Raw genomic sequence first — 26324 nt, forward strand, 5'->3', positions numbered from 1 at the left:
TGTTGCCCCCTCGAGGGGGTTGGCGAAGCGACACGAAGTGCGCGCAGCCTGGGGGTGTTGCTAATACGTTACTGGAGCGGGATCCAGCGATCGCCAAATATACCAAGTCGCCACGCTGCAATAAGGCGCCCAGGCCACGGCGACATCGCGGGCATCGCTGCGGCTGACCGGGTCGCCCGAGAAGTAGTTGACGCTGATGCCGTTGAGCAGCCCCAGGTCGTCCACGGGCAGCACGTTCGGGCGCATGAGGTGGAAGATGAGGAACATCTCGGCCGTCCAGCGGCCGATGCCGCGGATGGCCACGAGTTCCTCGATGATCTGCTCGTCGTCCATGTCCTTCCATGCATCGACGTGCACCAGGCCCGAGTCGAAATGCAGCGCCAGGTCGACGAGGTACTCGATCTTGCGTGCCGAGAGCCCCGCGCCGCGCATGTCGTCGACCTTGAGCTTGAGCACGTTGGCCGGCGTCAGCTTGCGCGGCAGCGCGGCGAACTTGTCCCAGACCGACTGCGCGGCCTTGACCGAGATCTGCTGGCCGACCACGCTGCGCGCGAGCGTGGTGAACGCATCGCCGCGCGACTCCAGGCAGGCGTCGCCGAACTTCGGGATCAGCCGCTTCATCACGCGGTCCTTGCGCGAGAGGTGCTTGCACGCCTCCTCCCAATAGTCCGGCGTGTAGATCTTGACGCTGGGCTTCCTTGGGGCGGGCATGGGATTCGTCGTTCCGTTCACTGCGCAGCCGCCCAGGTCGTGCCCGTGGGCGAATCCTTGAGCACGATGCCCTGCTCGAGGAGTTCCTGGCGGATGCGGTCGGCTTCGGCGAAGTTCTTCGCGGCCTTGGCGGCGGCGCGAGCGTCGATCCTGGCCTGGATGGTGGCTTCGTCGAGCGTACTGCCCGCCTGCAGGAAGGCCCGCGGATCGCCCTGCAGGATGCCCAGCGAAGCCGCCAGCGCCTTCAGCAGCCCAGCGGTTTCGGGGGACTTGGTACGGTTCACCTCACCGGCCAGCTCGAACAGCACGGCGATGGCCTCCGGCGTGCCGAAGTCCTCGTCCATGGCGGCCTTGAAGCGGGCGGCATGCGGGTGGGCCCAGTCGATGGCCACCTCGGCCGGCACGACCAGGTCGAGCGCGGTGTACAGGCGCTTCAGCGAATTGCGCGCGTCGTCGAGATGGGCGTCGCTGTAGTTGAGCGCGCTGCGGTAATGCGTGCGCACCAGGAAGAAACGCAGGGTCTCGGCATCGTACTTCTGCAGCACCTCGCGGATGGTGAAGAAGTTGCCCAGGCTCTTGGACATCTTCTCGTTGTCCACGCGCACGAAGCCGTTGTGCACCCAGAAGCGCGACAGCGGCTTGCCGTTGGCACCCTCGCTCTGCGCGATCTCGTTCTCGTGGTGCGGGAACTGCAGGTCGGCACCGCCGCCGTGGATGTCGAAGGTCTCGCCGAGGGTGGCGCAGCTCATGGCCGAGCATTCGATGTGCCAGCCCGGACGGCCGGTGCCATAGGCGCTTTCCCATTTCGCGTCAGCGGGCTCGGTCGGCTTTGCGGCCTTCCAGAGCACGAAGTCGAGCGGGTCCTGCTTGCCATCGAGCACGGCGACGCGTTCGCCCGCATGCAGTTCGTCGAGCGACTTGCCGGAGAGCTTGCCGTAGCCCGGGAACTTGCGCACCGCGTAGTTCACGTCGCCGTTCTCGGAGCGGTAGGCCAGGCCCTTCTGCTCGAGCTTCTCGATGATGCCGAGCATCTGCGGCACGTATTCGGTGGCGCGCGGCTCGACGGTGGGCGGCTCGATGCCGAGCGCGCCGATGTCCTCGTGCATGGCCGCGATCACTTCGTCAGTCAGCTCGCGAATGGTGATGCCGCGCTGCACCGAGCGGGCGATGATCTTGTCGTCGATGTCGGTGATGTTGCGCACGTAGGTCACGGCGTAGTCGCTGGCGCGCAGCCAGCGCTGCACCACGTCGAACGCCATCATCATGCGGGCGTGACCGATATGGCAGAAGTCGTAGACCGTCATGCCGCAGACGTACATGCGCACCTGTCCCGGTTGCAATGGGGAGAATTCCTCCAATTCACGCGACAGCGTGTTGTAGATGCGCAGACTCATGAGATTCGGAAAACGTCATTTCGCGCGCGTGCGGCACGGGCGAAAGACGGTGTTTTTCAGGGGTGACTGGGACTGTGTTCGCGAGGGGGTCGACATGGCCCCTCGGTTACAATCCGGTCAAGTATAAACGGCCGCCATCGGGTAGCGTCCGGGTGTTCCCCAAGCCCGCGCCCCCGAGTTCGTTCCCCGCATCTCCCCCAAATCCGTCGAGGCTTCATGAAGCACTCCGCTTTCTCCAGACTCTCCATTGCCTTCGCACTGCTGTTCAGCCTCTGGGGCTCCGCGGCGCATGCGAACGAATACGACGACGTGAACGCGCTGCTGCGCCAGGGCAAGTCGAACGAGGCGCTCGCCAAGGCCGACACCTACATCGCCGGCAAGCCACGCGACCCGCAGATGCGCTTCCTGCGCGGCGTGATCCTCACCGAGCAGAACAAGCAGGCCGAGGCCATCATCGCCTTCACCCAGCTCACGCAGGACTTTCCCGAGCTCTCCGAGCCCTACAACAACCTCGCCGCGCTCTACGCGTCGCAAAGCAAGTTCGACCAGGCGCGCGCCGCGCTCGAACAGGCCATCAAGCTCAACCCGAACTACGCCACGGCCCACGAGAACCTCGGTGACGTGTACGCCCGCCTGGCGGCGCAGGAATACGTGCGCGCCCAGCAGTTCGCCAGCACCAACCCCAGCGTCGCGCCCAAACTCGCGCTGATCCGCCAGATCTTCACCTCGAAGACCGAAGCCGAGGCGGCCGCCCTGCCCGCCGCACCTGTGGTCATCCGCAAGCCGGTCGGCCGCGCCAGCAAATAATCTGTCGCCGCTGTCGCGGCACCGCCATGGTGTCGACGGCGCGGCACCGTTCCTCCATCCGCACACGGAGCCTCATTTGACGATCAACTCCTTCTCCTGTTTCAGCCGCCGCGGCGCCCTCGTGCTGGCCGCCGCATTCGCGTTCGCCGCCGGCGCTCATGCACAAGCGGCCACGCCGCGCGTCAAGCTCGCCACCTCGGCGGGCGACATCGTGGTCGAGCTCGACGCGGCAAAGGCACCCAAGACGGTCGAGAACTTCCTGCAGTACGTCAAGGACAAGCACTACGACGGCACGGTGTTCCACCGCGTGATCGACGGCTTCATGATCCAGGGCGGCGGCTTCACGGCCGACCTGCAGCAAAAGCCCACGCGCGCGCCCATTCCGCTGGAAGCGAGCAACGGCCTGAAGAACGACAAGTACACGATCGCCATGGCCCGCACCGGCAACCCCAATTCGGCGACCTCGCAGTTCTTCATCAACGTGAAGAACAACGACTCGCTCAACGCGCCCAACCCCGACGGCTACGGCTACACCGTGTTCGGCAAGGTCGTCGCCGGCACCGACGTGGTCGACAAGATCCGCGCGGTGGCCACCGGCAACAAGAACGGCATGCAGAACGTGCCGCTCGAGGCCGTCACCATCAAGTCCGCCACCGTCGTGGCGAAGTAATCGGATCGGTTTTCGAATCGGTTTTTCCCTTCCCAAGCAGGAGCCCAATCATGAGCAATCCCCAAGTCGAACTGCACATCAAGAACCTCGGCGTGATCACGCTCGAACTCGACGCCGCCAAGGCGCCGAAGTCGGTCGAGAACTTCGTCGCGTACGTGAAGAAGGGCCACTACGACAACACGGTGTTCCACCGCGTGATCCCCGGCTTCATGGTGCAAGGCGGGGGCTTCGAACCCGGCATGAAGCAAAAGCCCACCGACGCCGAGATCCAGAACGAAGCCAACAACGGCCTGAAGAACGACACCTACACCGTGGCCATGGCCCGCACCAGCGCGCCCCACTCGGCCACCGCCCAGTTCTTCATCAACGTGGCCGACAACGGCTTCCTGAACCACACCGCTCCCTCGGCCCAGGGCTGGGGCTATGCAGTGTTCGGCAAGGTCATCGCCGGCACCGAAGTGGTCGACAAGATCAAGGCCGTGAAGACCGGTCGGAAGGGCTTCCATGACGACGTGCCGCTCGAGGACGTCGTGATCGAAAAGGCCGTCGTCACCGCGGAATGACCCGCAACCGGCGCAACGCGCTCGCGGCAGCGACAGCAGCATGAGCACGGCGGCGAACCCAGCTTTCCCGGAGCTGGTGGCGCCGCCCGCGTGGCGCACGGTCGACCTCATCTCCGACCTGCACCTGCAGGCCGGCGAGCCCGCCACCTTCGAGGCCTGGCAGGGCTATCTGCAGACCACGCCGGCGGACGCGCTCATCATCCTGGGCGACCTGTTCGAGGTGTGGGTGGGCGACGATTCCGCCACGCAGCCAGGCTTCGAGGCCCAGTGCGCCGAACTCCTGCGCCGCACCGCGCAGCGCATGCCCGTGTTCTTCATGCACGGCAACCGCGACTTCCTCGTCGGCCCCGCGTTCGCCGCGCAATGCGGGCTCACGTTGCTCGACGACCCGACCGTGCTGGTGCTGCACGGCCAGCGCTGGCTGCTGAGCCACGGCGACATCCTTTGCCTCGAGGACACCGAATACCTGAAATTCCGCGCGCAGGTGCGCACGCCCGAATGGCAGGCCGCGTTCCTCGCCCGGCCGCTTGAAGAGCGCCGCGCGCTCGCGCGCTCCATGCGCGTGCAGAGCGAAGACCGCAAGCGCAATCCGTCGATGGTCTGGGCAGATGTCGATACGCCGGCCGCGCACGACTGGCTGCGGCAGGCCAACGCCCACGCGCTGGTGCACGGCCACACGCACCGCCCGGCCGACCACGACCTGGGCAGCGGCCTGCGCCGCATCGTGCTGAGCGACTGGGATGCCGCCGCGCACCCGCCGCGCGCGCAGTTGCTGTGCCTCTCGGCTGCCGGCGCGCAGCGCGTCGACCTGCGCTAGCCGCGCCGCCGCCAGCAATGTTCAAGTGGCTGCGCCGCCTGCGCGCCCTGCCCCCGATCCCCGAAGCCGCGTGGCAGGCCACGCTCCGGCGCTACGCCTTCCTCGGCGCGCTGCCCGAAGCCGACCGGCAGCGGCTGCGCTCGCTCACCGCCGGGTTCCTGCGCGACAAGGAATTCCACGGCGCCAAGGGCTTCACCATCACCAACGAAGTGGCGCTGGCCATCGCGGCACAGGCCGTGCTGCCGGTGCTGCACCTCAAGGGCGGGCTGAACTGGTACGACGATTTCGTCGGCATCGTCGTGCACCGCTCCGAGGTGGTGGCACGGCGCAAGGTGATCGACGAAGCGCAGGTGGTGCACGAGTACGGCGAAGTCGTGGCCGGCGAGGCCATGGAGCGCGGCCCCGTCATGCTGAGCTGGGACGACGTGCTGGCCAGCAGCATCACCAGCGAGCGCGGCTACAACGTGGTGATCCACGAGTTCGCCCACAAGATCGACATGCGCAGCGGCGACGCCAACGGCTGCCCGCCCCTGCCGCCGGGCTTCGCCGGCCAGCGCAGTTCGCGCGCGGCCCGTGAGGCGTGGCTGGCCGTCCTGCAGCCCGCGTACGACCACTTCCGCGAGCAGACCATCAAGGCCGAGCGCTTCGGCACTGAAGCGCCGTGGCTCGATGCCTATGGCGCCACCTCGATCAGCGAGTTCTTCGCGGTGGCCTGCGAGGCCTACTTCGTGAACCGCCCGAACTTCGCGCGCGACTTCCCCGGAGTGCTCGCGATCTTCGATGAATTCTTTCTGCCTAAAAGGCCCTGAACGTACGTCCAGCCTCAGTTGTTTGCCATCTATTTGATAGCAATTCAACCCTTAACATCGACGGGTTATCAACTCGTCCAAAAAGGCACACAACATGAGGGATTGGTTCTATCAGCTCACGGGCAAGGCGTGGATCGCGCTGGTGTTCGGCATCGGCATCCTGGGCTGGGCAGCGTATGCACAGTTCAAGGCCAGCTCGGACACGCACGGCACCGCCGTCGAAGACCTGGTCGCGAAGAGCGGCACGATCGTCAGCGGCAGCGAAGTCACCGAAACAACCAAGCGCCGCCGCGGCGGCAGCAGCACGCGTCGCTACTTCGTGCTCGACGCCAGGCTGGCCGACGGCAACACCGAGAAGTGGCGCGTCGATTACGCGGTCGGCCGCAGCAAGCTGGAGCCGCTGATCGACGAAGCCGTCGAAGTGCGCGTCGATCCCTCGGACAACAACCTGGTCTACGAAGTGAAGCTCAAGGGCAAGCCCGTGGTGTCGCTGGCCGACGTTCAGAAGATCATGGAGGTCAAGGACAAGGCCGCGGCATCGAGCGCCACCGACAAGGGCACGCTGATCGTCGGCGCCCTCGCCCTGCTGCTGGGCATCGGCGGGCTGCTGATCCGCCGCAAGATCCGCGACGGCTATCTGGCCGAGCAGGCTGCGCCAGTGCAGACGCCAGCCATCGGCGAGAAGGTCTGAACCCGGGCTGCAAGGCTCTTACGCAACTGCACCAAAGAAGAAGGCGCCCCACGGGGCGCCTTTTTCGTGGCCGGAAGGCCGCTTGCTCCCTACTTGCGCAGCAGCGCCTTCAGCGCGTTCTGCAGGCGCCGTGCGCTGGCGGCGTCGTGCGCCGCGGCGAGCACCTTGCCGGCATCCTGGCCCCAGGTCTGGGCTGGCGCCGGGTCGCCGCGCTTCGTCAGCAGCTTGAGCTGCAGGGCACGGCGCGCTTCGAGTTGCTCGGCGGGCGTCGGCACTTCGGCGGCCATTTCGAGGCGCAGCAGCGCTTCGGCGGCGTCGTTCGCGGCAGCCGAGGGCGCGGAGCCGATGGCTTGCGACCAGCCGCTGCGCACTGCCGGCGTGACCGCGCGGCCCAGCTCCTGGATGCTCGGCAGACGGCTGGCGTCGCGCTGCTCCCAGGCGCCCAGCACCTGCGTCAGGGCTTCGCCGTGCGCCTGCGCGGCAAGCTTGCGCAGCGCCATGTCGGCGCGCTCGAGTGCCTCGCGTTGCGCGCGGAAGGCTGCATCGCCCAGGCGCGGTCCGCGATCTTCGCGCGGCGGGCGGTCGCCGAAACGGCCGCCGGGCGCGCCACGGTCGCCACCACGAGGGGCTCCACGGTCACCGCGATCGCCACGATCACCACCAGGACGCCCTGGCCCCCCGGCACCGGGGCGGCCGCCGTCGCGACGGTCGCCGAAACGGCTGCCGGCACCGCCGCGCGCGGCAGGTGCCGGCTCGGCCTTCTTGCTGCTCGGGCGGTCGTCGCCGCGCATCGCCACGACGGGCTTGGGCGCGGCCTTCGGCGCTGCGGCCGGCGCTTCGACGGCTGCGGCTTCGCCGGCGTCGTGCGCCGCGCCATCGGTGCGGGCCGAAGCGTCGGCGCCGTCGGCGGGTGCAACGAGGTCAGCCGAAGCCGCAGGCGCTGCGGCCTCGGCGGGCGTGCCGGGCGATGCTTCCGCGTCGCTCGGGCTCGGCGCCTGTTCGGCGCTTTCGCTGAATTCGGCGGCCGCCTGCCCCGGCGCCACGACTTCGGTCGCGCCGACCGACGGACCGTCGGCCTTGGGCGCGGGCGGCGGCGTCTCGCCACGCAGCGCGCCTTCGAGGCGAGCGATGGCGGCGCGGATCTTCTGCGCATCGCCGCCGGCATTGGCCGCGTCGAGCGCCTTGGACGCCTCCAGCACGTTGCGGTCGTGCTCGTTCATCGCAGCCGAGGCCTTTTCACGCTCGGCGGTCTTGCGGTTGAAGGCTTCGTCGATGGGGGCACGGAAGGCGTCCCACAGCTTCTGTTCCTGGCGGCGGTCGAGCGGCACGGTCTGCGCCTCGGCCTGCCAGCGCTGCTGCAGCGCCTTGACGGCGTCGATGCGCAGCACCGGCTGCGCGCCGAGTTCGGTCGCCTCGGCGATCATGGCCTGGCGGCGTTCGATGCTGGCCTTCTGCGCGGTCTCGAACGGTGCACGGGCGGCGCCGAAGGCTTCGTTCCACAGCGGCTGGAGTTCGGCGAACACCTTCTCGCCCACGTGGCCGGCATCGCGCCAGCGGTCGGCGAACTGGTGCAGCGCGCGGTTGTGTGCCTTCAGGTCGGTGGCGCCGGCGTGCTGGGCCGCCCAGGCCTTAACCTCCTCGATCAGCGCGACGCGCAGCGCGCGGTGCTCGGCCGCGTCGGCGCGAACCTTCTCGAGCCAGGCCTCGACCACCTTGTGGGCTTCGTTGCAGGCTTCGTCGAAGCGCTTCCACAGCGCGTGGTTCGGCACGCCGCCCTGGTCGGCCTGCTTCCACTGGTCGCGCAGCGAGCGCAGCGTTTCCTGCATCTTGCGGCCGCCGAGGGCCTGGCCTTCGGGGCGCTTGAGCAGGCCCTCGGCCTTGGCGACCAGATCTTCGCGCACCTTGTCGGCGCTCCAGCGCTGCCAGCCTTCGAGTTCGCCGGCGGCGACCAGCGCGGCATGCACGCGGGCTTCGAGCGGTGCGTCGACCAGCTTGCCGTGCTCCTTGAGCACGGCGCGCAGCGCGGCGGCCGCGCCGGCGCTGGCCTTGCCGTGGCCTTCGGCAGTTTCCTGCTCGAGCTTGGCGAGCGCGGCCTGCACGGCTTCCTGGGCGGCGGCGCGCATGGCCGGGTCGACCTTGGGCGCAGCCGGGCGAGCGGGAGCAGCGGGCTTGGGCGCCACGACTTCACCGCGCGCGGCGCGCAGCTCGTCGGCCCACACGGGCACAGGCGGCAGCGGCGCGGCGGCATCCGCGGCGGCGGCAACGGCCTGGGCCAGCGCGCTGTGGAAGGCGTCGGACACCACCAGCAGTTGCGACCTGGACGATTCGAGCTGCGGCGCGAACTTGGCGTCGAGGCTGTTCCAGTTGGCATCGGCCACGATCTCGGCGGCCTGCTGCTGCCAGTGCGCCACGTCGGCGCGAAGCGATTCCTCGGCGACCTGGGCGTCCTGCCAGCCCTTGGTGGACAGCACCTCGAAGCGCTGCGCCAGCAGCACGGCGGCTTCGCGATGGACCTGCGCACGGTGCTGCAGGTCTTCGATGCCCTTGACGCGCTCCGACAGCTTGAGCTTCAGGCTGGCCAGCGGCTCGCGCGACAGCGGCGCGCCTGCCTTGGCGGCGTCGCGCTGCCAGGCGAGCGCGTCGGCGATGTTGAGCTTGGACTGGGCGACGAGCGCTTCCGCCTTCTGGGCCCATTCGGCGGCAATCGCCTCCTGGCCCTTGGCGCGCTTGAGCTCGTCGAGTTTTTCGCGCAGCAGGCGCGCGGCGCCCTTGTCACGCCCGCTCAGCTCCTTGAAGACTTCCTGCATCTGCTCGGGCGCGGGGTTGCCCGCGAGCCAGTCGCGGATGCGCGCGGCGCGCTCGCCGGAGGTCGGCGCGGTGAAGGCGCCGCCGGTCAGCGTGTCGAGGGCCTGAATGTCGTGTGGCTTGGAAGGAGTAGAGGTCACTGCGCGAAATCGTTGTCTTGGTAGAGAAAGCGAAGGCGCCGGCAAAGGCCGGCGCACATCGACATTTTCACCCACTTGCGGCCGGCCACTGAATTCCGTCGTGAAACGGAGGTGCTCGGCGGGGTCGTGGGCGGGGAAGCTGGCGGACTACATATATAGCAAGCCTTGGGAAAAAACCAAGTCGGCGCGACGGATCGGGCCGCCGCGCCGTGCCTGTTCAGCCCTACTTCATGGTCAGGCTGAGCTCGGCGCCCGGCTTCCAGTCGCTGCCGCTGGCGCTGGTGCGCACCGCGCCCAGGAAGAGCCGCTCGCTCGGCAGCTTCTTCGCAAGCAGGTAGTCGCGCACCGCCGCGCCGCGCTCCACGGCGAGCTGGCGCATCGACTCCTCGTCGACGGGCACGCTGGCGAACAGCAGCTTTTCCATGTCCTGCAGCGGCAGGTCCTTCGCCAGGCCGACGATGTTGCGCGGCTTCGTGATGTCGGCGCGCTTGTACACGGCGGTCAGCAGCTCGGGGTATTCGGCGTCGGTGACGGGCGGCACGTCGGTGCCGGTCTGGCCGCCGCGCACCGCGACGCGGCGCTTCTCCGCATAGGCAAGCTGGCGCACCCGCTGGCGCTGGTAGGCATCGCGCTCCTTCTCGAGGCTGGAGGTGCCCACCACCGTCATCTGCAGCGTGGGCCGGTCGGTCAGCGCCTTGGCGACCTTGTCCAGGCTTTCCCTCGCGGAGGCGCTCAATTCGGAACTGCCGGGTTCGAAGGTGATGGCGCTCGATTCGCCGCTGCCGCCGCCCAGGCCGCCCGTGAGCAGGCTGAACGGCGCCGTCACCGCCTTCACGACCAGGTTGACCACGGCCTTCCAGATCAGCGGGCCGACGCTGAACTGCGGGTCGTTGAGCGAGCCGCTGAGCGGCAGGTCGACGTCGATCACGCCGTTGCGGTCGGCCAGCAGCGCCACGGCCAGTTTCACCGGCAGGCTGTTGGTGGACCCCGCCACCTCGTCGCCGAACTGCAGCTGGTTGAGCACCAGCTTGTTGGTGGCGGTGAGCTGGCCATCGGGCGCGACCTTGTAGTTGACGTCCATGCTCATCTTGCCGCGCTCGATGCCGTGGCCGGCGTAGCGCACCGAGTATGGCGACAGCGGCGCCAGGTCGAGGTCGCGCATCCTGGCGGTGATGTCGAGTTCGAGCGGCTTGGCCAGCGGGTTGAGCTTGCCGGTGATTTCCAGCGCCGCGGTCTGCTGCGCCTTGCCGCGCAGCTCGAGGTCGGCGAGCGCGGGCCGGCCGCTCTCGCCCTTGGGCGGGTTCGACGAGAACGAGCTGAGCTTGCCGGTCAACTCGCTCAGGTCGGCCGAGTAGTTGGGCTTGACGAACAGGTCGGTGAAGTCGATCTTTCCGTTGACCAGGCTCATCGGGCCGAAGTTGATGACCGGCGCCGGCCCCGAATCGGCTGGGGCCGCCGGCGCGGCAGCGGTTGCCGCCGCCGCCGGCTTGGCGGGTTCGGGAGCCGCGCCGACCATTTCCTCGGCCGACATCGGCCTGCCGCCGGCGGCCTTCGGCGCCGAGGCCTTGGCTGCCGTGGTGGTGGTCGTGCCGCCCGGGCCCTTGCGGGTGCTGGCCTCGCCAGCTGCCGCGGCGGCAGCGGCCGCTTCGGCCTCGCCCTTCTTGGTCAGGCTCAGCAGGTTCAGCCGGCCGGTGGGGTCGACGATCACGCGGGCAAAGAAGTCGGTCAGCGTGGTTTCGCGCACGTCCACGTTCGGCGGCGCGCTGGGCGCGAGGCTGACCTGCAGGCCGCGCAGGCTCAGCGTCTTCCAGCTCAGCAGCTGGTTGTTGTTGCGGTCGAAGCCGGGCGACTGGGTCAGCGAGACGCTGTTGGCGCGGAAGTCGTCCAGCGCGGTGTCGCCGGCCAGCTTGACGCTCATGCCCGCCGGCGACGTCGCGTAGCGCACCGTGCCGCGATAGCTCGCGAAGGCGCGGCGGATGTCGACATTGAGGGAATCGGCGTAATAGGCCTTGAAGGCGTGCGCGGGGAAGGACGCGATCTCCACCCTGCCCTCGGCCGCCAGCGGCTTGAGCACGATGTTGCCCTTGTAGTCGAAGCGGCCGGGGTCGGAACGCCCGGAGCCGATGCGGCCCGAAACCTCCAGCGGCGAAGTCGTATTGGTTTCGGGCGCGAGCTTCTGGGCGTGCAGCTTGAAGGCCGTGACCTCGACCGTCACCGGCGTTGCGCCTGCCTTGTCTGAATAAGAGAGCGCGCCGTTGTCGACCGCCAGCGTGCCGACGGTCAGCGCCCAGGGCTTGGTGTTGGCACCGGGCTGCGGCGTTTCGGCGGTCGCGGGCTTGGGTGCGGCGACCTTGGCTTCGGCCTCCTTCGTGCTGCCGCCGGCGGGCGTCTTGAGCCAGCGCTCGAACATCCAGCGCTTCTCGCTGTCGCGCTCCACGCGGATCTTGGGGTTGGTGGCGGTGAACGAAGCCACGTTCAGCGTGTGCTTTGTCATGTCGGCCTCGGCGTCGACCAGCTCGAAGCGCCCGACGCTGGCCAGCGCGGTCTTGCCCTGGGTCAGCGCCAGGCCGTCGGCAGCAACGCGGCGCGCCTTGAACTTCAGGTCGGGCTGGGCCCAGGCGATGTCGATCTGGCCGCTGAGCTTGCCGTCGAGCGTGGGCTCGAGGCTCTGTGCCAGATAGGGGGCGGCCAGCGACAGCGGCAGCGCGTCGACCTCGGTCTGCACGTCGGCCACCTTGTCGGTGGCGCTGCCCTTGAACTTGAGCGAGGCGCCGGCGACGGCAGTGCTGCCGCTGAACTCGGCCGGCTTCTCCATCGGCCAGGTGACGCCTGCGACGTCGATGCCGAGGTCGGTCAGGTCGACGGCTGCGGCGGGGTTGACGGTTTCGTCGCGCCAGCCGATGCGGCCGCCGTTCAGGGCCACCTTGTCCACCTGCACCTTCAGCGCCGGCTTCGGCGCGGGCTTGCCTGCCGCCGGCGCGCTAGCCGCCGCGGCGGGCGGCGGGGCGGCCTTCTCCGCCGCACCGGTCGCCGGGTCGGTCGCGAGCAGGTTGAGCCTGCCGGCCGCGTCGCGGGCCACGGCGAGCTGAGGGTTGGCCAGGGCCAACTCGCTCAGATGGAACACCGACTCCAGCGGACGCACGTCGGCCAGCCCCAGCTTGAGCGACTCGAAGGCCAGCAGGTCGCGCCCGCGCGCGTCGGCGACCTTGGTGGTGTGGGCCTCGACCGTGCCGGTGATCTTCAGCCCGGTAGTGGCGGCCTGCTCGAAGCCGATCTTCAGGTCGGCGTCCAGGCTGCCCGCCTGCAGCTTCACCGGCAGGCCGCCCGGGATGTAGCCGAGGTACGGCACCAGGTCGAGCCCCTTGAACTGCACGTGGGCGTCGGTCTTGCGGCTGTCGGCGAAGGGCGTGGTGAAGGCGGCCGAGTCGAACTTGCTGCCGTTGAGCGCGAAGGCGAGCTTGGGCTCGGTGTTGATGTCGCGCTTGGAGTCGAGGTTGCTCAGGAAAGGCACCTTGAGCACGAAGTCGCGCAGCTCGTGCTTGCGCTTGACGGTCTGGTCGTCGAAGTCGACCGAGCCGCCATTGATCGCGATGTTGTAGATGGCGAAGCGCGCGGGCTTGGCGTTCGGGTCGGGCGGCGGGCCGGCCGCGAGCCTGGCCAGGATGTCGTCGATGTCGTACTTGCCGTCGGCCAGGTGGGTGAGCAGGATGGCCGGGCCGTCGATGGTGACGGCGTCGATCACCGGCGCGAGGCGGAAGATCGACTGCAGCTCGGCGTCGGCATAGATGCGGTTGACCGCCACCTGCGGCTTGCTGCCATCGGCGGTGGCAATGCGCAGGTCGTCCAGGGTGAGTTCGAGGGTCCAGGGCTTGAAGTCGATCTTGCCGACGGTGACCTGGCGGCCGAGCTTCTCGCTCGCGATCTTCTGGAGCTGGCTCTTCGCGATCGGCGGCACTGCCAGCCAGGCGATGACCCAGATGGCCAGCAACGAAAGCAACGCGACGATCCCACGCCGCACCCATTTGTTCTGTTTGATCGAAGCTACGTCCATCGCTGGAGTGTGCCGCAAACATGCGCCGACGCTAGGTACGCAGAAAGGACGCAGGCCTCGTCCCGGAAGAATTACCGAAGAAAGGTCTTCATCGGCTCTCCCAGATGAAGAAAGCCCGGTGAGTCGACGGAATGTCTAGTCACCGGGCTTGATGGCGGGCCCAAAACCCATGCCATCGATTCGCGCGACGGGAAGTCAATGGTTCCCGCCGTGCTGGCAGCAAGAGATTGCCACCGTGGCTCCTCGACCGCCGAACCCTCGGACTTGCACCTCGGGTTTCCCGGGCCTCGGAAGAACGCCTGAAAAGCCAGGCCCGTCCAGATTAGGCGTCGCTCCCTCCGATTGCAAACGTGTTTTACAAAGGGATTTCCCCTAAGCCGAAACGCCTCGGTGAGAGCCATTTTTTAAACAACTATTAGCATAAGAAAACAAATACTTATACTTGACCGGGTATTTAGCCACGCTAGAATCCGCGCTGCCCTGACTGCCCGACGCAGAGGGGCCACCTGAATCCGCTGCCGAATTCCCCCGGCTTGATCAGGCCGCCGCGCTCCCAACCAACCCCACACTCCTTGCGCGGAGCCTGATTCGTACCAATCCAAGCGCCGCTGCCTTCATCCCTCGCCTTCGATGGCGTTGCGAATCGGGTGCCGCACAGAAAGGAAGAGCGATGAACAAGGCGTTTGATGTCACGGCCCGCGGGCTACGGACTTTCCTGTCCGATGTGGCAGACGGCTTTTTTGAAATCACCCACAACGGGTTTGCACTGGTCGGTCTGGCCATCGTGTTCGCGGCCCTCGCCCTGGTGGCACGGCCCGACCTGCGCAAGACCGGCGAAGAGGAACTGATGGGCTGGCTGCAGTCGCGCAAGCCCGCGCCCGAAGCCACCGACCTCGAGCCGACCGCCATCGAGCGCACCACGGCCGCGAGCCCCGCCGACCTGCCCAAGCAGCAGGCGGCCGTGGCCTACTGGCTGAGCAAGAAGTACCGCGTGGCCGCCGAGCCGCTGAGCGTGCTGGTGGCCGAGGCCTACGGCATCGGCAAGCGCACGAAGATCGACCCGACCCTGATCCTCGCGATCATGGCCGTCGAATCCAGCTTCAATCCCTTCGCCCAAAGCCAGGTCGGTGCCCAGGGCCTGATGCAGGTCATGACCCGCGTGCACGGCGACAAGTATGAAAGCGCGGGCGGCACGCTCACCGCGTTCGACCCAGTCACCAACATGCGCGTCGGCGTGAAGGTGCTGCAGGAATGCATCGCCCGCGCCGGCTCCCTCGAAGGCGGCCTGCGCTACTACGTGGGCGCGGCCAACCTCGAGGACGACGGCGGCTACGCCGCCAAGGTGATGGCCGAGCACGAGCGCCTGCTGCAGGTCGCCAACGGCCGCGCGCCGTCGACGATCACGCCGACGGTGCGTCCGCAGCCGATCCCGGTGGCGGCGCCTCCCGCCAAGCGCGAGGAAGGCAGCGAGCCGGCGAAGGTGGCCCTGCTCTCCTCCGTTTCCTGAAGGAGTTTTCGCCACGCGGGTACAGCCTCCTGAGCTACACTCGCCCGGTACGCGACTGGCGATAGGCGCAGCACTCTGCAAGGTGCCCCGCGCTGACGTGGAATACCACTGGGAAGCGTACCGCCTGGTCACACAGGCGTTCAGCCGTTCGCCTGGGCAGCCCTTGTTTGGTTGAAGAACAAGGACCTCGTCTTCAAAGGACTGCCATGTACCAACGCAATATCCTGGTCGAACAGACCGACCCCGAAATCTGGGCCGCGATTCAAGCCGAGAACGCACGCCAGGAACACCACATCGAGCTGATCGCCAGCGAGAACTACGCCTCCCCGGCCGTCATGGCCGCACAAGGCTCGCAGCTCACCAATAAATACGCCGAAGGCTACCCGGGCAAGCGCTACTACGGCGGCTGCGAGCACGTCGATGTGGCAGAGCAGCTGGCCATCGACCGCGTCAAGCAGATCTTCGGCGCCGACGCCGCCAATGTGCAGCCGCACTGCGGCGCCTCGGCCAACGAAGCCGTGATGCTGGCCTTCCTGAAGCCCGGCGACACCATCATGGGCATGAGCCTGGCCGAAGGCGGCCACCTGACCCACGGCATGCCGCTGAACATGAGCGGCAAGTGGTTCAACGTCGTGAGCTACGGCCTGAACGACAAGGAAGAGATCGACTACGACGCGATGGAGCGCAAGGCGCATGAGCACATGCCCAAGCTGATCATCGCGGGCGCCTCAGCCTACTCGCTGCGCATCGATTTCGAGCGCTTCGCCAAGGTGGCCAAGGACGTCGGCGCGATCTTCATGGTCGACATCGCCCACTACGCCGGCCTCGTGGCCGCGGGCGTGTACCCCAACCCGGTGCCGCACGCCGACATCGTCACCTCCACCACCCACAAGAGCCTGCGCGGCCCGCGCGGCGGCATCATCCTGATGAAGTCGCAGCACGAGAAGGCCATCAACAGCGCGATCTTCCCGGGCCTCCAAGGCGGCCCGCTGATGCACGTGATCGCCGCCAAGGCCGTCGCGTTCAAGGAAGCCATGTCGCCCGAGTTCAAGGCCTACCAGCAGCAGGTGGTCAAGAACGCCCAGATCGTGGCCGAGACGCTTACCCAGCGCGGCCTGCGCATCGTGAGCGGACGCACCGAAAGCCACGTGATGCTGGTCGACCTGCGCGCCAAGGGCATCACCGGCAAGGAAGCCGAAGCCGTGCTGGGCAGCGCCCACATGACGATCAACAAGAACGCGATCCCCAACGACCCGGAAAAGCCGATGGTCACCAGCGGCGTGCGCATCGGCACCCCCGCCATGACCACCCGCGGCTTCAAGGACGAAGAGGCCCGCATCACCGCCAACCTGGTTGCCGACGTGCTCGAGAACCCGCGCGACGCGGCGAACATCGAAGCCGTGCGCGCCAAGGTTCACGCCCTGACCAGCCGGTTCCCGGTCTACCGCTGACCTGTTGTCGGCCCGTAGAAAGAAGAAAGAAGTCCTGGCCGCATGAAATGCCCGTTTTGCGGCCATCTTGAAACGCAGGTCGTCGAGACCCGCGTTTCGGAAGACGCCGACTTCGTCCGCAGGCGCCGCCAGTGCAGCGCCTGCGACAAGCGCTTCACCACCTACGAGCGGCCCGACGTCAACTTTCCCGTGGTCGTGAAGAAGGACGGCAGTCGCGCCGACTTCGACTCGACCAAGGTGCGCGCCTCCATGATGCTGGCGCTGCGCAAGCGCCCCGTGAGCATCGAGCAGATCGACAACGCGCTGCTGCGCATCGAGCAGAAGCTGCTGGCCAGCGGCCTGCGAGAGATCGACTCGACCAAGGTCGGCGAGCTCGTCATGCGCGAACTCAAGAAGCTCGACAAGGTCGCCTACGTTCGCTTCGCCTCGGTGTACCGCAGCTTCGAGGACGTGGACGAGTTCCGGCAGCTGCTGCGCGACATCTGATCGACGCTGCCGCCCTTGCCCGGCCGGCCCTCAGCGGGTCCAAAGAGCTGAACCAGCGAATCCGCGACGCTCGTGCGTCCTCCGGCAAGCTTGACTCCTTGATGGTTCACCGTGAGCGTGCCGCACTCGTCTGCGGCTGAAGCGCCCTGAGGTACGGCCTTCAGGGTGTAGCTGCTCTCGCTCCTGTCGACATAGCCGATGTCGTAGCTGGCCGAGCCGGACGACGGCGACTGCTTCAGCCCGGCCGGCAACGCAACGCTGGTGGGCGGATATCTGCCGTTGGCCGTCAGGTAGCGCTCGTTCCATTGCGCCGCCTGCAGCAGTTGCTGCTTCGCATCGGCACGCTTGGCCCGCAGCACATAACGCGTATAGCTGGGATATGCGATGGCGGCGAGGATACCGATCACCGCCGTCACGATCATGAGTTCGATCAGCGTGAAGCCGCGCGAACGAGTTTGCCGGCTGGCTTGTGCTCCGGGATGGTTGTCCATGGCTTTCGTTTCAGTTGCTCGAGATCAGGCTGCGCCAGCCGAAGCGGCGCACGTTGTCCGGCCGGGTGACTGACTTGCAGTCGCCCGCGGCATTGCAGATCACCTCCGTGCCCTTCTGCCGGTTCTGCGGCTGCAGGACGAGGTCGCTTCGGCCGGAGCGGTTTCGGAACCCCGCGTAGGCGCCCACCGCGCCGGCCGTGGTGTACGAAATGCCCGCCGGCGCGGAGCCGCTGAAGAAGTCGATCAGCAGCGACCACCCGTCGTCGCCCGTTCCCGCCGTGCAGTCGACAGAGTTGCTGCTCGATCCGGGGATGGTTGTCGAGAACAGGCCGATGCCGCTGCCCAATGCTTGGCCGGGATAGACGACGCGCTCGCCCGCCGTCGGCAGCTTCAGATACCAGCCGCGCCGGGCCTGCGAACCGCCGAAGCTCACGCCGTTGCGGGAGACGGTGCGCAATTCGGTATCGCCTTCGTGGACGGGGGTATCCCCGATGGTCTGCGCCACCAGGTCGGTGGAGGCCGCGGTGCCGGAGCTCCCGTTGGCCGGGTCACGGATGCCGTAAAGGTATTGGTCCGCAGTGGAGCTTTCGTCGCCCGAGGCGAACAGCCGTCCGGTGCCGAACACCACCATGTAGCCTCCTCGAGGATGCCCGACCACGAGGGGCGCTGCCGTGATCGGCTGGCCCGCGCCTGCCGCGAACAACGGCTTGTCGTCGAGGCCGGAGGCAGACTCCGAACCGGCCGCGCGGCGCTTGTCGAAGGGCCCGATGGTGGCCGTCCACCGGCGGCTGTCGGTGCTGCTGAGGTCGAACTTCCAGAGATTGCCGAGCAGGTCGCCGGCGTAGACGAGATCGACCTTGCCGTCGCCGTCATGGTCCACCGGACGTGGCGCGGACAGCCCGTTGCCCGTGTCTTTCCCCTGCGTGGCCGGGGCGGGAATCTTGAGGATCTCCTTGTCGCCATCGAGATACTGGATCCACAGCACGGCTTTCTCGCTCTTGCTGTTGTAGCCGTTGCCCAGGATCAGGGCCTTCCGGTCGTTGCTCAACTGCGCGACCTGAAGCGCCCGCCCCGAGAAGGAATCGAGCGCGGGCTGCTGGAACTGATGGCCCAGGTCGTCATCCGCAAGCGCGGTCGTGTCGATCAGCGCGATGCTGGCGGCCTTGCGCTCGTCGACGTTCTCGGGCCTGGTGACGTCGAGCACGAAGTAGCCCTTGCCACCCGCGCCCAGCGTGCCGACCAGCAAGGACTTCCAGTTCGCCGCCTTCTGCTCGTCGGTCGTCCTGGCCGGGGATTTCGGCCCCATGTAGATGTCGGCGACGAAGGGACTGCCGTCGACGTAGTACCGATGGGTGTAGCCGGCTTCGCTGAGCCGATTGAGATTCGGCGCCGCCGCCGTGCCGTAGAGGCCTTCGGGCACGTAGGCGAACGCCTCCTTGCCGGTGCTCGCATTGAAGGCATGCAGCATGCCGTCGTTGGCGCCCACATAGACCATCGGCGCGCGGGGGATGGCCGCGAAGGCCGCATAGGCGTCGCCGGTGAAGCCGCTATTCGGCTGTCCCGCGTACCAGACGCTGGAGCCCACGATGTCGCCAAGCACATGGCCGCGCTTGCGGAACTGGCGGCCGGTGCCCTCGTTGCTGCGATCGCCGCGCAGGAAGTCGAGCACGGCCCTGCCGAAGGCGGTGCTCTCGGCGCCGGTGTCGGTGCTGGCCTTGAGCGCGGCCTTCTGAGCGTCGCTCAAGTCGGCCCACCTGAAAGGCACGCCCGCGCCGGTGGTCGCCGCGCGGCCCGCCGACGCGACGGTGGTGCCGGAGAAGCTGAGCACGACGCGATCCCGGTCGTGCGCGCCGGCGCTTGCCATTCGGGTATCGAGGAGGTCGCGCGCCGACCAGTCGGATTTGGCGGCCAGCTTGCCGTCGGTGCCGAACTTCGTGGCGCCGAGGCTGCCGGACCAGTCGGCCGTGTCGTAGCCGGCCCGATAGACGGAGGTGCCTGTCGAGACCCTGGAAGCGCTTGCCGAGATGGATGTCAGCGGTTTGCTGGAGTTGACCAGAACCTGTCCGAGGATCGATCTGAATGCGCTGCTCAGGGCTTTGGCATTGGAGGCCGGCGTGAACGTGCCGCGGCTGTTCAGGGCGGCATGCCAGAGGTCCATTCGCGCATTGCCGTTGAACGGATCAAGCCATTGGATCGAGCCATCGACCACGCCGGCATAGTCTTCGCTGTAGGTAGGCTGCGAGGCCGTCGTCGAGATTTTCGGTCGAGACCACCAGGTGCCCGCGGCACCGAACCCGATGAAGTGGGTCGTCAGGTGCTGCCAGGTGGCCGGATCGTTCTTGGGGTTCCAGTACTCGGAGACCTTGGCGCGCCCCACTGTCACGTCGCCAGGCTCGGCGATGATCTTCTTCAGGTTGTTCGGCACGCCGGGTTGCAGGTCACGGGCCCAGTACTCGAAAGCCAAGTCGGCGAGCGTCGGGCGCTTCATCCTCCCGAAGTTGTCGGCATAGGGTGGGCGCGGCGCATAGAGGGTGCCGTCGGGGAGCGAGCGGTGCGTGCCATCTTCGTTGGCGACGATGGGCATGAAGCTCTCCAACCCCGAGGGCGGCCAGTAGTCGCCATCGGTCATGAAAATGTGGAACGACCTGCGGCAACCCGAGTGCGAGGCTCCCGCCACGCCCGGATCATCCGAGAAGGGACTGTGCTGCCCCGTGGTCTGCATGTATTGGCCGGCACGGGTCATCATCTCGTGCAGAGGCGTGCCCCCCGTCGCCTGGATGGCATTGACCCAGGACATGAAGTTGGCGCGGTGCGTCCGGTCCAGCGAACGCATCAGGTTCGCGTTGACACGTCCGCCAATCTTGCAAGGGCGCGCCCCGCTCGCGAATGCAGCGCAGTTTCGGTCGGTGTGATCGTCGTTCAGCGCCTGCCAGGCGAGGCGGATGCGGTGATCGGGAATGCTGGCCTCGGAGAAGTTCTCCTTGAGCGCCGCCTGCAGGGCGGCCATGCCGCTGCCGTACATGCTTCCGGAGTTGTCGACGGAAACGATCACGTTCGGCGCCGGCTCCGCGACCGCGGAATTTCGCGGCACCTGCGCCAGCGGGTACTGCGCGGCGTGCACGACGGCCTGTGCCAGCACCAGGCCGGACACGACGGCGCGCCCCGGCAGCTTCATGATCCTCATCTTTTTCTCTCCCTGTATTCAGTTCACTCCGGAGACCGGGTCCGGATCGAAGGACACCTGCAGCTCGACCTTCGTCGCGCCGTCTTTGCCGACGCTGCGCAGTCCCGTGGCAGTCGCCGTGATGCGATACAGCGGGTATTTGCTGTTCCGCCGGTCGATCACCTCGATCCAGTACCTGGCACCGGCCAGCGCCGGCCTGCTGGCCTTGGGCGCTCCGGTGAACTCGCCGTACCTGGCGGACTTCGCCTTGTAGGCATCTGCGCGCCAGAAGCGGTAGGCCTCGCTGCCGTGGGCGGCAGCAACAGAACCCGCTTCCGAGAAGTAGCAGATGCCCCGATCGCAGCTGTTGGGGCCGTCGTTCATGTAGGCGGTGACCCAGCCCGTATCCCGGTCGGGAAAGACGCGACCGTCCTCCGCCTTTCGGCAAGGCGCCGTGGCGAGCGCCGAGCACGCCACGTAGGTCTTGCTCGCGGAATCGAAGGCCAGTTGCCGGATGTCGCGCTCCGCATCCAGCAGCGCCGCCTCGGCGGCTTCGAAGGCGCGCTGGTACTCGCGCTGGTTGCCTGCCATCGATTCGAGTAGCACCGCGGTACGCGCCCCGCCGATCAGCAGCAGCGCCGAGAGCAGCAGCATGATCATCACGATGAAGAGCGTGAAGCCATGCTGCGCCGGCAGTTTGCGGGCCAGCCTGCGGGTGCCGACCGTGCTTCGCGCCATGCTCACAGCGCCCCCAGGTCGTTGCGCAGCGAGAACACTGCCGTGTAGACGCGCCGCAGCCTGCCGTCGCTGCTCGTCCTGGCGACCCCGTCGCAGTCGACATGGTTGCCTGCGGGGCTGCTCCTGGAGGTGCCCACGAGCTGCAGGCAGATGCGTACCGTCCGGACGTCGCGAAAGCCCGCACCGACATCGTCGGCCTTCACGTAGCCCGCCACCTGCCGGTTTCCGGACGTGGCGCTGACCCCATACATGACGTCGAAGCGCTCCACACCGTCGATGACCGGCTGCGGCGTCGCATTGCCGCTGCCCTGGCACCTGAGCGTGTAGTTCGACACGGAGAACTCGCTGGTGATGAGCCGCGCATTGCCCCACGCTTCGGGATCGGCCCGGTCGTATTCGCCGCCCGAAGCACGCCCCGGCTCCTGGCCCAGGCAGTCCTTGAAATAGTCGGGGTTCGGCGCGTAGCCCAGCTTCAGCTTGTCGTTGGAGCCGTCCGCGGACTCCACGCCCTTGATCGCGAAGAAGGCGGGCTCGGCGGTCAGGTTGGTGCCCCGGTCGGCGCTGGTGCTGAAGTAGTAGAGCGGCTCGGTGGGATCGATGGGGATATAGCCGGCCTGCCGTATCTGCTGGCCCAGCAGCCTGAAAGCCAGCGCCGAGGACTGGTTGAGCGTGTTGACGTCGTCGCCGGTCATGGCGGTGCTGCGCGTGCCGAGCATGGCGGCGATGGCGGCCAGCACGATCAGCATGCCGACGACGAGCGCGACGAGGAACTCGACCAGCGTGAAGCCGGATGGCGTTCGGCGCTTCATGGCTGCGGCACCGCGACGGCGACTTCGAGGCAGGTCTTGCCCGTGGGGCACTGCCAGTCCGGGTCGGGCGCGATCGGGTCGAGCACCGCCGGCTCGTCCCAGGCAACGTGCACGAACAGCATGCCGCCCGCCGTCGCACTGGTCCTCACGTCGGCCACCCCGCCGGGCAAGGCGGCAGCTATCGCACGCTTCCAGCCCCACAGATCGTGCGCCGCGAGTTCGGCGGAGTTGCAGGCGGCCCTGGCCCCCTCGCAAGAAGGCCTGGGCCCGCTGGCTGCTGCAGCCGACCAGTCGGCCACGTACCCGCTGGGCGTCGTCGCCGCTGCCGCGGGATTTGCACGGATGCGATCGGCCATGTCGCCGGCCAGTTGCATCGCGAGGTTCTGGTTGCTTGCGCCGACGCTGTCGACCAGCACGCGAACCTGGAAGCCGGCCAGCGCCAGCAGGCCCAGCGAGAGCACGAGCAGCGCGACCAGCGCTTCGATCATCGAGAAGCCCGCATGCACACCACGCAGGCGACGAACGCGAAGGCACTTCATGAGCACGATTCGCGTCCCTTCACCAGCCGCACACGCCCGCCGAGCGTGAGGCATACCGCGACGATCCTGGATGCATCGTCGCTGTCGGCCGGGCGAAGGCGAAAACGGCCCCCGCCGGTCGAATAGCCCATGGGGTCGAAGGACATGGCGCCGTCCGAGCCCTTCTCGATGGCGACGCGGCCGTCGGGGTCCTGGCGCTTGAGGAATTCGGCGGCGTCGCCGCTTCCGACCAGCGTCTCCCAGCCGCAGCTCCAGTCCCGGCCCTGGCACCCCGTGCGCTGCTGCATGGTCACCTTCACCCCTCGGCGAGCCGCCTCGGCGCGGGCGTCGGCGATGCTCGCCATCAGCGCCTTGGCCATGGCTTCGACCCGATACCGTTCGACGAGGCCGTTGAAACTCGGCAGCGCCAATCCCAGCATCACGGCCATCAGTACGATCACGACCATCATCTCGATGAGCGTGAAGCCTCGTTCGGACGCGCAGAATCCGTTGTTGTCCATATCGTGCCGCCCGCCGCCTTGCACCTGCGTGCCGGACGGGCGTTCCTCCCTGATTTCGATGGGCGCGAATTCTATTTATCCGATTGACCGTCGGCCGGCCAATAACGCCAATTACGCGACAGGCGGTCAAAACAAATGGATTGGCGGCGAATTGTTTTCGATGGATTTCGAAATTGACATTTGCAAGGCAATTGATTTAGCAAAAGAATGACAAAAGAAAATCCGAATTTCATGATTCAGGCCCTGGATCTCGCGCGCCAGGCCGGCCCGGAAACCGATCCGAACCCCCGCGTCGGCTGCGTGCTGGTGGCCTCCGACGGCACGGTGATCGGGCAGGGCCATACCCAGCAGGTCGGTGGTCCGCATGCGGAGGTGATGGCGCTGCGCGATGCGGCGGCGCGGGGCAATTCGGTTGCCGGGGCGACGGCCTGGGTCACGCTGGAGCCCTGCTCCCACCACGGCCGCACCGGCCCGTGCTGCGATGCGCTGGTGGCGGCCGGCGTGGGCCGGGTGGTGGCGGCGATGGCCGACCCCAATCCGCTGGTCGCCGGCCAAGGCTTCGAGCGGCTGCGCGCCGCCGGGGTCGAAGTCGAGGTCGGACCCGGCGCCGACGACGCACGGGAGCTCAACCTCGGCTTCTTCAGCCGCATGGTCCGCAAGACGCCGTGGGTGCGGCTCAAGGTCGCGGCCTCGCTCGATGGCAAGACCGGCCTGCACAACGGCGTGAGCCAGTGGATCACGTCCGAGCCCGCACGCGCCGACGGCCACGCCTGGCGGGCGCGCGCGAGCGCGGTGCTGACCGGCGTGGGCACCGTGATCGAGGACGACCCCAGGCTCGACGTTCGCCTCGTGCAGACCACGCGGCAGCCGCGCGTGGTGGTGGTCGACAGCCAGCTCCAGACCCCCCCGGGCGCGAAGCTCTTCATGCCCGGCCGCCCAGTCTGGATCTACGCGGCGGTGCAGGATGAACGGAAAGCCGCCGCCCTCGAGGCGCGCGGCGCCACGGTCACCTGCCTGCCCAATGCGCAGGGCAAGGTCGACCTGGTGGCGATGCTGAAGGATCTTGCCCGCCGCGAGGTCAATGAATTGCACGTCGAGTCCGGCCACAAGCTCAATGGCTCGCTGCTTCGCGAAGGCCTGGTCGACGAATTGCTGGTCTATCTGGCGCCGAAATTGATCGGCGACGGACTGGATATCGCCTCCGGCATTCACGCCGGCGGCCCGCTGACTGAATTGGCGGGCGCCCTGCCCCTCGAATTCCGAAACTTCGAGCAGATCGGCCCCGACCTGCGCATCGTCGCCAGGATCGCCGGAAGGGATGCCTTCTAGCCCGGCCGCCGCGTAGCCCCTTCGTTCTCTGCGAAAATGCCGGGATGTTCACCGGAATCATCACCGGCGTGGGGCGCATCGCCGCCATCCACGACCTCGGCACCACCTCCTCCCATGGCAAGAGACTCAGCATCGAGGTGCCCGCGGGCTACCTCGACGACGTCGGTCTCGGCGACAGCATCGCGCTCAATGGCGCCTGCATGACGGTCACCACGCTCGCTCCCGAGCGCCAGCAGTTCACTATCGACATTTCCGCCGAATCCCTCGACAAGACCGCCGGCCTGACCGACGAAGGCAGCCGCATCAACCTCGAGAAGGCCCTGCGCGCGAGCGACCGCCTCGGCGGCCACATCGTGTCGGGCCACGTGGACGGCATCGGCAGCGTCAGCCGGTTCGAGCCGGTCGGCGAAAGCTGGGAACTGCGCGTGGTCGCGCCCGTCGCGCTGGCCCGCTTCCTCGCCTACAAGGGCTCGATCACCATCAACGGCGTGAGCCTCACAGTCAACAGCGTGAGCGACATCGCCGACGGCGCGGAGATCAGCATCAACCTGATCCCGCACACCGTCGAGAACACTTCCCTCGGCGGCCTGAAGGCCGGCTCGAAGGTCAACCTCGAAATCGACACCGTGGCGCGCTACGTGGAGCGCATGCTTCAAGCCGGCATGCTCACGACCACACCCAAGGACACTTCCAGATGAACGCCTCCGTCACGCCGATCGGCGCCGCCCCCAGCGCCGCGCGCGCACCCGCCCCGATCTCGTCGGTCGAGGAGATCGTGGCCGAGCTCGCCGCCGGCCGCATGGTGATCCTGGTCGACGAGGAAGACCGCGAGAACGAAGGCGACATCGTCATCGCGGCCGACCACATCACGCCCGAGGCGATCAACTTCATGGCCCGCCATGCGCGCGGCCTGATCTGCCTGACGCTCTCGCGCGAGATGTGCGAGCGGCTGCAGCTGCCGCCGATGGTGCAGCGCAACGGCGCCAAGCATTCCACCGCCTTCACCGTCTCCATCGAGGCGGCCGAGGGCGTGACCACCGGCATCTCGGCTGCCGACCGCGCGCGTACCGTGCAGGCCGCCGTGGCACCCAACGCCGTGGCCGCCGACCTGGTGCAGCCCGGCCACATCTTCCCGCTGCAGGCTGTGGACGGCGGCGTGCTGATGCGCGCCGGCCATACCGAAGCCGGCTGCGACCTCGCCGCGATGGCCGGCTGCTCGCCCGCTTCGGTGATCTGCGAGGTGATGAACGAGGACGGCACCATGGCCCGCCTGCCCGACCTGCAGGTGTTCGCGGCGGAGCACGGCCTGAAGATCGGCACGATCGCCGCGCTCATCGAGCACCGCAGCCGCGTCGAGTCGCTGGTCGAGAAAGTCGGCTGCCGCGAGATCCAGACCGCCTGGGGCGGCTTCACCGCCCACGCGTTCGTCGACAAGCCCAGCCGCGGCGTGCACCTGGCGCTGGTGCGCGGCAAGTGGGCGCCCGAAGAGACCGTGTCAGTGCGCGTGCACGAGCCGCTGTCGGTGCTCGACGCGCTCGAAATCAATCGCTCGCTGCACTCCTGGAGCCTGGACGCCAGCCTCTCGCACATCGCGAACGAGGACAAGGGCGTGGCCGTGCTGCTGAACTGCGGCGAAACCGCGAGCGAGCTGCTCGCGCAGTTCGACGGCACCGCGCGCCCCGCGCAGGCGCCCGAGCGTGGCCGCATGGACCTGCGCAGCTACGGCATCGGCGCGCAAATCCTGCGCGAATGCGGCGTGCACAAGATGAACCTGCTGGGTACGCCGCGGCGCATGCCCAGCATGGCAGCGGGCTACGGCCTCGAGATTGCCGGCTACCTCACGAAAGACTGAA

The 26324-nt window shown here is 67.7% G+C and carries 22 protein-coding genes, 1 pseudogene and 1 riboswitch; of the genes and pseudogenes, 13 read left to right on the forward strand and 10 right to left on the reverse strand.

What is annotated here, in order from left to right; translation table 11 throughout:
- Positions 1 to 60: 60 nt before the first annotated feature.
- Positions 61 to 711, reverse strand: coding sequence for a DNA-3-methyladenine glycosylase family protein (locus tag ABL843_RS17725; RefSeq protein ID WP_176666692.1), 651 nt, complete (start codon positions 709 to 711; stop codon positions 61 to 63).
- A 17-nt stretch (positions 712 to 728) separates the two neighbouring features.
- Complete coding sequence (gene cysS / locus ABL843_RS17730; RefSeq protein WP_418116690.1) at positions 729 to 2105, reverse strand: cysteine--tRNA ligase; 1377 nt, start codon at positions 2103 to 2105, stop codon at positions 729 to 731.
- Between the two features lie 216 nt (positions 2106 to 2321).
- On the opposite strand from cysS, the gene ABL843_RS17735 reads away from it, so the two are divergent.
- From ABL843_RS17735 to ABL843_RS17760, 6 genes are all read left to right on the forward strand, one after another.
- Positions 2322 to 2912 (forward strand): tetratricopeptide repeat protein, encoded by a 591-nt coding sequence (locus ABL843_RS17735; protein WP_126023859.1) that lies wholly within the window; start codon positions 2322 to 2324, stop codon positions 2910 to 2912.
- 76 nt (positions 2913 to 2988) lie between these two features.
- Positions 2989 to 3582, forward strand: coding sequence for a peptidylprolyl isomerase (locus ABL843_RS17740; protein WP_418116691.1), 594 nt, complete (start codon positions 2989 to 2991; stop codon positions 3580 to 3582).
- Between the two features lie 50 nt (positions 3583 to 3632).
- On the forward strand, positions 3633 to 4145 hold the full coding sequence (locus ABL843_RS17745) for a peptidylprolyl isomerase (RefSeq protein ID WP_184637337.1): 513 nt from the start codon (positions 3633 to 3635) through the stop codon (positions 4143 to 4145).
- A 40-nt stretch (positions 4146 to 4185) separates the two neighbouring features.
- Positions 4186 to 4962 (forward strand): UDP-2,3-diacylglucosamine diphosphatase, encoded by a 777-nt coding sequence (locus ABL843_RS17750; RefSeq protein WP_418116692.1) that lies wholly within the window; start codon positions 4186 to 4188, stop codon positions 4960 to 4962.
- Between the two features lie 17 nt (positions 4963 to 4979).
- A complete protein-coding gene (locus ABL843_RS17755) occupies positions 4980 to 5771 on the forward strand; it encodes a zinc-dependent peptidase (RefSeq protein ID WP_184637333.1) in 792 nt (263 codons plus the stop codon).
- 94 nt (positions 5772 to 5865) lie between these two features.
- The gene (locus ABL843_RS17760) at positions 5866 to 6462 is read left to right on the forward strand and encodes a hypothetical protein (protein ID WP_418116693.1); all 597 of its coding nucleotides are present in this window, start codon (positions 5866 to 5868) and stop codon (positions 6460 to 6462) included.
- 89 nt (positions 6463 to 6551) lie between these two features.
- Here ABL843_RS17760 and ABL843_RS17765 read toward each other — a convergent pair whose 3' ends face one another.
- Both ABL843_RS17765 and ABL843_RS17770 read right to left on the reverse strand, forming a co-directional pair.
- Positions 6552 to 9407 (reverse strand): DUF349 domain-containing protein, encoded by a 2856-nt coding sequence (locus ABL843_RS17765; protein ID WP_418116694.1) that lies wholly within the window; start codon positions 9405 to 9407, stop codon positions 6552 to 6554.
- Positions 9408 to 9630: 223 nt separating this feature from the next.
- Positions 9631 to 13458, reverse strand: coding sequence for a DUF748 domain-containing protein (locus ABL843_RS17770; RefSeq protein WP_418116695.1), 3828 nt, complete (start codon positions 13456 to 13458; stop codon positions 9631 to 9633).
- Between the two features lie 670 nt (positions 13459 to 14128).
- Between ABL843_RS17770 and ABL843_RS17775 the strand changes: the two genes are divergently transcribed.
- The 3 genes from ABL843_RS17775 (at position 14129) to nrdR (ending at position 16902) form a co-directional block, all read left to right on the forward strand.
- Positions 14129 to 14965 carry a lytic transglycosylase domain-containing protein gene (locus ABL843_RS17775; protein WP_126023851.1) on the forward strand — a complete coding sequence of 279 codons (837 nt, stop codon included), beginning with the start codon at positions 14129 to 14131 and terminating at the stop codon, positions 14963 to 14965.
- A 41-nt stretch (positions 14966 to 15006) separates the two neighbouring features.
- A riboswitch (ZMP/ZTP riboswitch) is annotated at positions 15007 to 15130 on the forward strand.
- A 41-nt stretch (positions 15131 to 15171) separates the two neighbouring features.
- The gene (gene glyA, locus ABL843_RS17780; protein ID WP_126023850.1) at positions 15172 to 16416 is read left to right on the forward strand and encodes a serine hydroxymethyltransferase; all 1245 of its coding nucleotides are present in this window, start codon (positions 15172 to 15174) and stop codon (positions 16414 to 16416) included.
- 42 nt (positions 16417 to 16458) lie between these two features.
- Positions 16459 to 16902: a transcriptional regulator NrdR gene (gene nrdR / locus ABL843_RS17785; protein ID WP_007836918.1), complete on the forward strand. Its 444-nt coding sequence runs from the start codon at positions 16459 to 16461 to the stop codon at positions 16900 to 16902.
- Between the two features lie 47 nt (positions 16903 to 16949).
- Here the strand turns inward: nrdR and ABL843_RS17790 are convergent.
- The 6 genes and pseudogenes from ABL843_RS17790 to ABL843_RS17815 form a co-directional block, all read right to left on the reverse strand.
- Positions 16950 to 17393 (reverse strand): annotated as a pseudogene (locus tag ABL843_RS17790) (type IV pilin protein); the annotation flags it as partial.
- A 10-nt stretch (positions 17394 to 17403) separates the two neighbouring features.
- Positions 17404 to 20577, reverse strand: a complete 3174-nt coding sequence (locus ABL843_RS17795) for a PilC/PilY family type IV pilus protein (RefSeq protein ID WP_418116696.1) — start codon at positions 20575 to 20577, stop codon at positions 17404 to 17406.
- 18 nt (positions 20578 to 20595) lie between these two features.
- A complete protein-coding gene (locus tag ABL843_RS17800; RefSeq protein WP_184637323.1) occupies positions 20596 to 21294 on the reverse strand; it encodes a pilus assembly PilX family protein in 699 nt (232 codons plus the stop codon).
- Positions 21295 to 21296: 2 nt separating this feature from the next.
- Positions 21297 to 22103, reverse strand: a complete 807-nt coding sequence (locus tag ABL843_RS17805) for a PilW family protein (protein ID WP_184637321.1) — start codon at positions 22101 to 22103, stop codon at positions 21297 to 21299.
- On the reverse strand, positions 22100 to 22642 hold the full coding sequence (gene pilV, locus ABL843_RS17810; RefSeq protein WP_184637319.1) for a type IV pilus modification protein PilV: 543 nt from the start codon (positions 22640 to 22642) through the stop codon (positions 22100 to 22102). The genes ABL843_RS17805 and pilV overlap by 4 nt, the downstream gene beginning before the upstream one ends.
- Entirely contained in the window at positions 22639 to 23142 is a 504-nt protein-coding gene (locus ABL843_RS17815) for a GspH/FimT family pseudopilin (RefSeq protein ID WP_184637317.1), read from the reverse strand. Before ABL843_RS17815 ends, pilV begins: the two co-directional genes overlap by 4 nt.
- A gap of 58 nt (positions 23143 to 23200) precedes the next feature.
- Between ABL843_RS17815 and ABL843_RS17820 the strand changes: the two genes are divergently transcribed.
- From ABL843_RS17820 to ribBA, 4 genes are read left to right on the forward strand one after another with little or no spacing between them, the layout of a single operon-like run.
- Positions 23201 to 23353, forward strand: a complete 153-nt coding sequence (locus ABL843_RS17820) for a hypothetical protein (protein WP_418116697.1) — start codon at positions 23201 to 23203, stop codon at positions 23351 to 23353.
- Positions 23350 to 24471 (forward strand): bifunctional diaminohydroxyphosphoribosylaminopyrimidine deaminase/5-amino-6-(5-phosphoribosylamino)uracil reductase RibD, encoded by a 1122-nt coding sequence (gene ribD / locus ABL843_RS17825; protein ID WP_418116698.1) that lies wholly within the window; start codon positions 23350 to 23352, stop codon positions 24469 to 24471. Before ABL843_RS17820 ends, ribD begins: the two co-directional genes overlap by 4 nt.
- Positions 24472 to 24515: 44 nt before the next feature.
- On the forward strand, positions 24516 to 25169 hold the full coding sequence (locus ABL843_RS17830) for a riboflavin synthase (RefSeq protein ID WP_184637311.1): 654 nt from the start codon (positions 24516 to 24518) through the stop codon (positions 25167 to 25169).
- Positions 25166 to 26323: a bifunctional 3,4-dihydroxy-2-butanone-4-phosphate synthase/GTP cyclohydrolase II gene (gene ribBA / locus ABL843_RS17835; RefSeq protein WP_418116700.1), complete on the forward strand. Its 1158-nt coding sequence runs from the start codon at positions 25166 to 25168 to the stop codon at positions 26321 to 26323. Before ABL843_RS17830 ends, ribBA begins: the two co-directional genes overlap by 4 nt.
- Position 26324 lies beyond the last annotated feature (1 nt).

The organism is Variovorax sp. 350MFTsu5.1 (assembly GCF_048302515.1).
Lineage (GTDB): Bacteria > Pseudomonadota > Gammaproteobacteria > Burkholderiales > Burkholderiaceae_C > Variovorax > Variovorax guangxiensis.

Excerpts from the sequence above, each read along its gene's own strand:
- ABL843_RS17745 (WP_184637337.1), top strand. The coding sequence starts at position 3,633 with ATGAGCAATCCCCAAGTCGAACTGCACATCAAGAACCTCGGCGTGATC.
- ABL843_RS17820 (WP_418116697.1), top strand. The coding sequence starts at position 23,201 with ATGGGCGCGAATTCTATTTATCCGATTGACCGTCGGCCGGCCAATAAC.
- ABL843_RS17755 (WP_184637333.1), top strand. The coding sequence starts at position 4,980 with ATGTTCAAGTGGCTGCGCCGCCTGCGCGCCCTGCCCCCGATCCCCGAA.
- ABL843_RS17795 (WP_418116696.1), bottom strand. The coding sequence starts at position 20,577 with ATGAGGATCATGAAGCTGCCGGGGCGCGCCGTCGTGTCCGGCCTGGTG.
- ABL843_RS17750 (WP_418116692.1), top strand. The coding sequence starts at position 4,186 with ATGAGCACGGCGGCGAACCCAGCTTTCCCGGAGCTGGTGGCGCCGCCC.
- cysS (WP_418116690.1), bottom strand. The coding sequence starts at position 2,105 with ATGAGTCTGCGCATCTACAACACGCTGTCGCGTGAATTGGAGGAATTC.
- ABL843_RS17735 (WP_126023859.1), top strand. The coding sequence starts at position 2,322 with ATGAAGCACTCCGCTTTCTCCAGACTCTCCATTGCCTTCGCACTGCTG.
- ABL843_RS17760 (WP_418116693.1), top strand. The coding sequence starts at position 5,866 with ATGAGGGATTGGTTCTATCAGCTCACGGGCAAGGCGTGGATCGCGCTG.
- ribBA (WP_418116700.1), top strand. The coding sequence starts at position 25,166 with ATGAACGCCTCCGTCACGCCGATCGGCGCCGCCCCCAGCGCCGCGCGC.
- ABL843_RS17800 (WP_184637323.1), bottom strand. The coding sequence starts at position 21,294 with ATGGCGCGAAGCACGGTCGGCACCCGCAGGCTGGCCCGCAAACTGCCG.
- glyA (WP_126023850.1), top strand. The coding sequence starts at position 15,172 with ATGTACCAACGCAATATCCTGGTCGAACAGACCGACCCCGAAATCTGG.
- nrdR (WP_007836918.1), top strand. The coding sequence starts at position 16,459 with ATGAAATGCCCGTTTTGCGGCCATCTTGAAACGCAGGTCGTCGAGACC.
- ABL843_RS17830 (WP_184637311.1), top strand. The coding sequence starts at position 24,516 with ATGTTCACCGGAATCATCACCGGCGTGGGGCGCATCGCCGCCATCCAC.
- ABL843_RS17775 (WP_126023851.1), top strand. The coding sequence starts at position 14,129 with ATGAACAAGGCGTTTGATGTCACGGCCCGCGGGCTACGGACTTTCCTG.
- ABL843_RS17770 (WP_418116695.1), bottom strand. The coding sequence starts at position 13,458 with ATGGACGTAGCTTCGATCAAACAGAACAAATGGGTGCGGCGTGGGATC.
- pilV (WP_184637319.1), bottom strand. The coding sequence starts at position 22,642 with ATGAAGTGCCTTCGCGTTCGTCGCCTGCGTGGTGTGCATGCGGGCTTC.
- ABL843_RS17815 (WP_184637317.1), bottom strand. The coding sequence starts at position 23,142 with ATGGACAACAACGGATTCTGCGCGTCCGAACGAGGCTTCACGCTCATC.
- ribD (WP_418116698.1), top strand. The coding sequence starts at position 23,350 with ATGACAAAAGAAAATCCGAATTTCATGATTCAGGCCCTGGATCTCGCG.
- ABL843_RS17805 (WP_184637321.1), bottom strand. The coding sequence starts at position 22,103 with ATGAAGCGCCGAACGCCATCCGGCTTCACGCTGGTCGAGTTCCTCGTC.
- ABL843_RS17725 (WP_176666692.1), bottom strand. The coding sequence starts at position 711 with ATGCCCGCCCCAAGGAAGCCCAGCGTCAAGATCTACACGCCGGACTAT.